Source organism: Micromonospora sp. LOL_015 (genome assembly GCF_048060275.1).
GTDB lineage: Bacteria > Actinomycetota > Actinomycetes > Mycobacteriales > Micromonosporaceae > Micromonospora_E.
Genome location: NZ_JBHMIO010000108.1, coordinates 1 through 2989 on the forward strand (window position 1 = coordinate 1; position 2989 = coordinate 2989).

General features: G+C 65.7%; 6 protein-coding genes. 1 reads left to right on the plus strand and 5 read right to left on the minus strand.

Translation table 11 applies throughout. The annotated features are described in order from the left end of the window. The first annotated feature begins 104 nt into the window (after nucleotides 1-104). A complete protein-coding gene (locus ACFHWU_RS28815) occupies nucleotides 105-365 on the plus strand; it encodes a hypothetical protein (protein WP_416592251.1) in 261 nt (86 codons plus the stop codon). On the opposite strand, the gene ACFHWU_RS28820 is transcribed toward ACFHWU_RS28815, so the two are convergent. The 5 genes from ACFHWU_RS28820 to ACFHWU_RS28840 form a co-directional block, all read right to left on the minus strand. Continuing rightward, on the minus strand, nucleotides 336-782 hold the full coding sequence (locus tag ACFHWU_RS28820) for a hypothetical protein (protein ID WP_416555274.1): 447 nt from the start codon (nucleotides 780-782) through the stop codon (nucleotides 336-338). The genes ACFHWU_RS28815 and ACFHWU_RS28820 overlap by 30 nt on opposite strands. 3 nt (nucleotides 783-785) lie before the next feature. Beyond that, nucleotides 786-1430: a hypothetical protein gene (locus ACFHWU_RS28825; RefSeq protein WP_416555275.1), complete on the minus strand. Its 645-nt coding sequence runs from the start codon at nucleotides 1428-1430 to the stop codon at nucleotides 786-788. Beyond that, on the minus strand, nucleotides 1427-1687 hold the full coding sequence (locus tag ACFHWU_RS28830) for a hypothetical protein (protein WP_416555277.1): 261 nt from the start codon (nucleotides 1685-1687) through the stop codon (nucleotides 1427-1429). The genes ACFHWU_RS28825 and ACFHWU_RS28830 overlap by 4 nt, the downstream gene beginning before the upstream one ends. Before the next feature lie 5 nt (nucleotides 1688-1692). Further along, the gene (locus tag ACFHWU_RS28835; RefSeq protein WP_416592252.1) at nucleotides 1693-1956 is read right to left on the minus strand and encodes a hypothetical protein; all 264 of its coding nucleotides are present in this window, start codon (nucleotides 1954-1956) and stop codon (nucleotides 1693-1695) included. 125 nt (nucleotides 1957-2081) lie between these two features. Continuing rightward, a complete protein-coding gene (locus ACFHWU_RS28840; protein WP_416592253.1) occupies nucleotides 2082-2723 on the minus strand; it encodes a hypothetical protein in 642 nt (213 codons plus the stop codon). Nucleotides 2724-2989: the final 266 nt, after the last annotated feature.

Consider the following 2989-nt stretch of genomic DNA (forward strand, 5'->3'; position numbering starts at 1 on the left):
TGTCCGCCCACGAGGAGCTTCAAAGACCATCGGACAGGACTTCGTCCTGACCCTTGACACTCGTTGTCGGCATTGTGGTCTGGTCGGCGTCGACCCGTCCGGCCGTGACCAGACGGCCGCCCGCGCGACCACGTCGCCTCGTCGTCACCATCACGGTGCTGGCCGCGTTCCTCGTCCCGGGCGGCTTCCTGGCCCGGCTCTACATCGTGCCCGGGGTATCGGCTCCCCCGTCCCTGCTGCTGGTCGCGGTGGGCCTGCCCACCGTACTGACGGTGATCGCCGTCATGGGTGTCCTGGCCACGTCGAGGCGCCGGCCGCGCCGGCCGTTCTGGCGGCTACTCGACAGGGTGGTTCTCGTGGAGTAGTGCCTCGGCTTCGAGGAGAAGTTCGTCCAGTTGCTCGTCCGTCAGCTCCGCATCTTCGACCAGCCGGAACAGGAGCTGTCCCTGAATCTCGGCCATCACGCCGACGTCTAGGTCTTCGACGATCTCCTCGACGCCGGGCATGTCCATGTCCAGCATGGCGTAGATCAGGGCTTCGCCCTCCTTGGCGGGAAGCTCTCGTCCTTCTAGCAGTCGGGCTCGCGCATCCGCTACGAATCGGATAATCTCGCGGGCGTCTTTGTTCTCGGCGAATCGTCGCTGAACGGCGACGAAGAAGCTGTAACCGATGATGGCAACAGGCGTGCCCTTGCCCTCGCTCTGGAACTTTTCGGTGAACGAGTCGTAGGTTTCCCAGTCCTGGCGAAGCAGGGCGCGAAGGAATTTGGTTTCCTCTTCCATTTTCTATCCTTTTTCCTTGGTGTCGTCGTTTCTTGTCCGCCTGCGCATGCGAGACATCAGCTCTACGCCCTTCGCTCCGACGATGGCCACTGCCAGCGCGGCGAGCAGCCCATCACCGACGGGCGCACTTGGCTGGTGAGTCGGCCGGAAAGAAAAATCCGGCGTCTTGCTGACCGCTGTCCCGCCGGAGCCCTTTGCGGCGTCCTGGAGAATTCCGCCCAACTTGCCGAAGTGCTGCAACCCGTCGTCCGAGCTGCGCACCTGGCCGACGCGGCCGAGTGCCTTGGCAGCCAGCGAACCCTTCTTGTGGCCAGGTCTGGCCAACGCCTCGCCAGACGGCATGCCTCCGGTGGCGGAGGTACGGGTCGGGACGGAGCCCGGGGCGACGCGGTTGGCGTAGTGGGAAATCTCGGCTGCTGCTTCGGCGATGAGCCGGGCGATCTTGCCGGACTTCGCGGCGGCCTCGCTGGCCTGCGTGCGCGCTGCGGTGGCGTGAGAGCTGTCAGCGCCCTCGGTCGCGGTCTGGTAGTGCCGCGCACCGGCCGCGGACGACTTCTGTGCGGTCTTTGCCGCGACTGCCGCGCCATCGAGGTCGTCGAGAATCTTCCGTAGCACCGCAATGACGTCGCCGACGCTGCCGCTGCTCACCCGAGAGCCTTCGAGTACCTTTCGGCGCTGTCAGTGCAGCCGTCGATCCTGTTGAGCGCCAGCTCGCCTTCGTGGTCGGCTTCGCGTAGCCGGTGGAGTGCGGTGGTGACGTGGGAGTGCTGGCTGTCGGTGAGGACCGCGATGGCGGCGAGATGACAGGACCGGACGGTCTCCCGTACGGAATGGATGGTGTCAGCTGCCGACCGCAGCGCCTCGGTCCCCTCGCGTAGCCGGCTCTTGACCTCGTTGACGCTCATCGCCGCTACCCGAGGATACCGGCGTACCGGCGGGTCGACTCGCCCGCTTGGTGGATGAGGCCGGCGGACTCCTCCAACTGCCGCTTGGCCTGCTCGCAGCGGCCGATTGCCTCGCTCACCAGGTGATGCCCGGTGCCGGCCGAAACAGCGTGGAGCTGGCTGAGCATGTTGTCCAGGGTCCTCACCGCCGCCATGAGCTGCTGCCGGCTCGTGTTGCCGTGCTCTGCGGCCTGGGCGAGACCGGCCTTGACTTCCTGGATGCTAACCACCAGTTCCTCCCCGACGTCGGTCCTGCGACGAGCCCGGCTACGGCGGTCACTCTCCTACATGGTCGGAGCCTATCGGAGTGCGTCAACTTCAGGCTACGGAAGGTGATGGCACTTCAGGCGGCTGGTCAGTTCAGTAGCCGCTCGGCCCAGTAGATCTGCCGGTCGGGGCCGACGCTGACTAGGGCGACCATCAGGTCCTCGACGGCGGCGGGAGCGGACGCGATCGCGAACTCCGGCGGGGTCTCCGGATGTGCCGGGTGCAGGACGAAGGAGTACGTGACCGGTGTGGCGTCGACCGACGTGACCACGACGACGCTGCCGGAGGAGTGGAAGCCACCGTTGACCTCACGCGCACCGACACCCTGCAGCCAGGGGTAGCGCTGTTCGACAGCGTCGAGGACGCCGTCGGAGCCTGATCCGACCTGGTCCGGTCTATTCAACCTGGTGGAGATGATCCCGGGCAGGGTGCGGGTCCGTTTGTCGAGCACCGCGATGATCAGCATCGCGCCGGGTTTCGCCTGCGGTGGCGGCGTCCACCTGACCTGGCCGAGGAAGACTTGGGCGCCGTCGGATGGAACTACCAGCTGTTGACCGTCGAAGGCGGCGTCCGCAGTTGCCTGGTCGACCAGCCGCAGCGTCGCAGCCGGCTTCAGGATCTCCGGCCCGTACGGCGACCGATGGTGCCACCACCGCCACCCGGTGATGCCACCTACCAGAGCGAGCACCAGGACGAGCGAGCTGAGCATCCAGGCCGAGCGATGTCTCATGCCGGCCAGTGCAGCACACGAAGGCGAGAACTCGCCAGATCCGACGCCACGGTCACAACTACTGCACCAGCCTGCTCTGCGATCACATCTTCAGGTAGAAGTGATCCTGGGTAGGTTAGGCCATGCCTATGGTTCGGGTATGGGGGAGAAGGAGCAAAGCGGGAAGGGTAGTGATTTCGGTGCCGGCACGGCATCGGAGGCAGGGCAGAGCTAAAGCAAAGTCAGTTGATCATGGTTGCGATGCGTTGAGCAGGGCCGGGATGAGC